Source organism: Portibacter marinus (genome assembly GCF_021533195.1).
GTDB classification, from domain to species: domain Bacteria; phylum Bacteroidota; class Bacteroidia; order Chitinophagales; family Saprospiraceae; genus Portibacter; species Portibacter marinus.
In genome coordinates, this window is record NZ_JAJNKB010000029.1 from 1 (window position 1) to 4,294 (window position 4,294).

4 protein-coding genes are annotated in these 4,294 nt (G+C 32.9%); all 4 read left to right on the forward strand.

Going from position 1 to position 4,294, the window contains the following annotated elements; all coding sequences use genetic code 11:
* Nucleotides 1–329 precede the first annotated feature (329 nt).
* The 4 genes from L2567_RS20540 to L2567_RS20555 all read left to right on the forward strand — a co-directional run bounded on the left by L2567_RS20540 (nucleotide 330) and on the right by L2567_RS20555 (nucleotide 4,170).
* On the forward strand, nucleotides 330–956 hold the full coding sequence (locus L2567_RS20540; RefSeq protein WP_235299741.1) for a hypothetical protein: 627 nt from the start codon (nucleotides 330–332) through the stop codon (nucleotides 954–956).
* A gap of 55 nt (nucleotides 957–1,011) precedes the next feature.
* Nucleotides 1,012–2,085, forward strand: a complete 1,074-nt coding sequence (locus L2567_RS20545; RefSeq protein WP_235299742.1) for a helix-turn-helix domain-containing protein — start codon at nucleotides 1,012–1,014, stop codon at nucleotides 2,083–2,085.
* A gap of 124 nt (nucleotides 2,086–2,209) precedes the next feature.
* Nucleotides 2,210–3,430 (forward strand): radical SAM family protein, encoded by a 1,221-nt coding sequence (locus tag L2567_RS20550; protein ID WP_235299743.1) that lies wholly within the window; start codon nucleotides 2,210–2,212, stop codon nucleotides 3,428–3,430.
* 5 nt (nucleotides 3,431–3,435) lie between these two features.
* Nucleotides 3,436–4,170, forward strand: a complete 735-nt coding sequence (locus tag L2567_RS20555; RefSeq protein ID WP_235299744.1) for a hypothetical protein — start codon at nucleotides 3,436–3,438, stop codon at nucleotides 4,168–4,170.
* Nucleotides 4,171–4,294 lie beyond the last annotated feature (124 nt).

The following is a 4,294-nucleotide window of genomic DNA, read 5'->3' on the forward strand; positions in this document are numbered from 1 at the left end:
AAGTAAATTAGGAATATTAACACCCTTAGAATATCTTAGCCAACTGTGAGGAAAGAAGTGCCTACCACTAACATGCGTCATCACATAATGCTCCCTATCGGTCGCACTCTGGATGCCGCTGGCCGTTAGGCATCATTTTGCCGCATACGATTCTCGTATCTTAAACAAGAAAAAAAGCTCAATACAATTATTTCCAAAAATTATATAAAATAAGATACAATTCTATCGAGTTATTATATATATTTGCTGCAAATAAAAAGGTATTTCTATTGGCGTAGAAATACCTTAGGAAGTGTCAATTCCTTATTTTTTAATATAATTTTTTGAATATGAGTACAAAGGTACTAATTTCTATTGAGAATGTCTACAAGAGACGATTAGTTAGTTTGCAGGAATGCAAACACGATTTAAAAGCGGAACTGCCAATCTTATTCCAAGCCTTTGAAAGAGCAAAGGACTTATATAACACTGAGATTGTGCTAACGCCTCCGATTGCCAGATGTAGAGGACATGAAGCAATGCTTTTGAATAGTAAGATGATCCAAGCAATTCAGGAATTTTTTCCTGACAAGTGGCGGTTTGGAAAATACAAAAGATTTACCCTTCGTATTAGGGGGTATCAGATCTTGTTTAAAAAATTAGATAGCAAGAATAGGCCGATGAATATTCCAACTGGTTTAAGTATGGCAATAAATAATCAGCATTCACTATCTCTTTTTAATGATAATACATTTAAGTACGAACCATTATTATTTTTTGGTTATCGTAAGGACAAATTGGGTAGATTAAGTGATCCAAAAATAGTTTATATTGACGAAGGAAGAATGAAGTGGACTATTGATGCTTATGATGTGTCAACACAATTTGTTCAGTCTAGTAGTTTGAAAAGCGTTTCTCCAGCTATAGCTAAAGTAAAAGCTGTTAAGCACGCTTCTGAAACTAAGACAACCGGATAGTATAAAAGGAATGACACTTCCTCATTTTGTATTGTAAGTAAAAACTGTCTCCCATATGAATATTAGACCAAACCAATTAACATTCGCAAGGGAATTCAGAAGATATAGTCAATCAGATCTCGCAACTCAAATCAAGGGCTTATCCCAATCTAATTTATCTAAGTTTGAAAAAGGGTTCGAAACTTATATATCAGATGAAGTTCTCCAACGAATAATTAAATTTTTAAATTTTCCAGTCGAATTTTTTCAAAAGAAAATCAATTTAGATTTGGAAAATGTTGACTATCGAAAGAAATCCGTAATTACAAAAAAAACGCAGCGAGAAATTGACAGCAATATCAAGATGATCGCTTTTATTATCGATAACTTAAGTGAATCTATTGATTGGCCAGAGTTTAATTATGAACTCAAAGATCTTGATGATGGCTTTTCTCCAGAGAAAATTGCTAATTATGCTAGGCGTGTCATGAAAATTCCTCCCGATGAACCCATTCACGATATCAATACAGTAGTTGAAAAAAGTGGAATTTTAATTGCGGAAATGGATGCTGATGAAAAGTTTGATGGTGCAGCAATTCTTACCACAAATGGATTGCCGGTCATAGTTACTAATGCAAACTTTGATAATGACCGCAAAAGATTCACAATTGCTCATGAACTAGGTCATGTACTGATGCACTCAGCCTTCTTAATTTCAAGTTTTAGAGATAAAGAGCTCGAAGCCAATAGATTTGCTTCAGAGTTTTTGATGCCTGCTAAAGCCATTAAAGGCAGTCTTTATAATTTAAAATTGAGCGAACTCGCTTCACTAAAACGTTATTGGCTAACATCTATGGCTTCGATTATGAGGAGAGCAAAGGACCTTGGATGTATAGACGATGACAGGTATAAATACTTTTGTATTGAAATGAGTAGAAGGGGAGAACGAAAAAGAGAATCAGTTCGTGTAACTATCGATAAACCTAATTTGATTAGCATGGCATATGAATTACACAAATCACAATTAATGTACAGCAAGGAAGAGATTTCGAAAGCTTTCTCAATCCCTTTGGATGTTCAAGAGAAATTCTTGGAGAAAAGAAAAGATAATATAATTAGACTGAAAAATAATGTGAGATCAAATATCTAAGATTTTTGGTAACAATTATGAAAGTTATGATGAACGATGCCTAACACGCTTTAACACGTCATGGCTGCTATCGCTGACGCCACGACGGTTACAGCTATCACGTTATGGGCAAGAAAATCATGAAATGAAAGAATACAAATATCCAATGGGTGTCACAAGTCAGTTTAGTTTTTGTGGTTTACCGTTCAGATTAGATACATATTCAGGATGTGCTTTTAATTGCACCTATTGTTTTGCACGTTTGAGGGGAGGTTATAACCATACGAAAAAATTACGTCCTGCAAATCCAGATAGAATAATTAAAAAATTTAAAAATGCATTAACAAATGAAAAACAGACAAGTATTATCAGCCAATACATAAGAAGGAAAATGCCATTACATTTTGGTGGTATGAGCGACCCTTTTCAGCCGATTGAAAAAGAGATGGGAATTAGTTGGAAGATACTTAAATTCTTGTCCCGCATAAAATATCCAACTATCATTAGCACTAAATCTACTCTTATTAGTTCACCAAAATATTTAGATGTTATTAAAAGTAACCCAAATTGTATTATCCAATTTTCACTATCTACTACAATAGATGAAAATTCACAAATTTCTGAACCATATTCTACAAGTCCATCTGACCTGCTCAAGACAATTGAAGTTATGTCACTAAACAATATCATTGCAACAATCCGCTGGCAGCCATTTATTCCTTATCTAAGCGAAAGTCCAAGTATCTTTGTAAAAAGAGTTGCAAGTTGTGGAATTAGACACATAGGATTTGAGCATTTGAAACTTCCTGTTGAAAATCAAAACCCACTTTGGAGAAGGTTATCTAAATCACTTGAATTTGACATTTATGACTATTATAAGAAAAATAATGCTCTTGTTGACGGAAGAGAATTAGTTCTTCCTTCTGACTATAAGCTAATAAATATAAACCGTGTAAAGGAAGCATTATCTAACTATGATATTACGCTTGGAGTTGCTGATAATGATTTACAATATTTATCGGATTCTAAATGTTGTTGCAGCGGAGCTGATCTTTTTCATGGTTTTGAAAATTGGAATAAATTCCAAATTGGATATGCAATTAAAGCATCTGAGGGAAAATCAATCAGATTTTCATTAATTAAAGATATGTGGAAACCAACAGGATCTTTAGACCAACATATAAATTCTGATTCTCGTATTATTAAAAATGCGAACTCTTATAACCGAGTTGAAGATTATATAATTGAAAGGTGGCAAAATCTTAGATCTCCTTTCAACCCAACACGATTTTATAATATAAAATATCAGAATGAGTTAGATGAGAATGGCATGAAAATTTATGAATGGCAAAAGAGTAAATCATAACTATGATGAAAATTTATAAAAACTTAATGAATAATACGAGCACACATTGGCAGTGGTATCGAAAGTATTTTCAGATGAATGTTTTTCGATACTTTATGCTTTGGTTTGCAATAGTTCCTTTATTTGCCGTTTTACTTGCCGAAAATGGGAACAGCATTAAATTAGGTAATTCACCTTCCTCATTAATTATTAATTTAGAATTACCATTTTCATGGGAACTTTTATGGATCGCATCTATCCTCTTCTTAATTGCTTGGATCATTTATCTATTCTGCTGCCCAACTTTTATTAGAAAATATCCAACATTTACAGATTATCAAAATCACGATCATGACCCTAGATGGATAATTTGGGAATCAGCTTTAGTTATAAATAATACTAAATTGTTCCAAAAGTTTTTTGAGAGATTATCTACAAAAAACTTACTGGAAATCGAAAGCAAAAAAGAAATTCAATTAAATGAACCTATTGTCGATGATTACCAAACCTTAATTTATTTTGAAAAAGATAACCAATTATATTCACTAGGAATGCCAATTTACAAAGGAGATGTACAAGATCTAAACCTTACGAAGATCAGTGAAAAAGCTATATTCTGGGAAATTTTTGGAAGGTTTGCTTCTTCAAAAACTTTTTCAAGATTCCTGATTCTAATACTAATATTTGCTAGCTTAATATTAGTTGCTATTAATATAGGTCAAAACATTTTTTCAGGTTTTAAATATATCTTTGGATATTAAAATATCGAGTAGGTAAAGGGGACTCTCACCCCTAAACCTCTCACAGAACCGTACGTGAACCTCTCAGCTCATACGGCTCTTCATGCTCATTCTTTCGAATCGAATACGCCACTAAACTCATTCC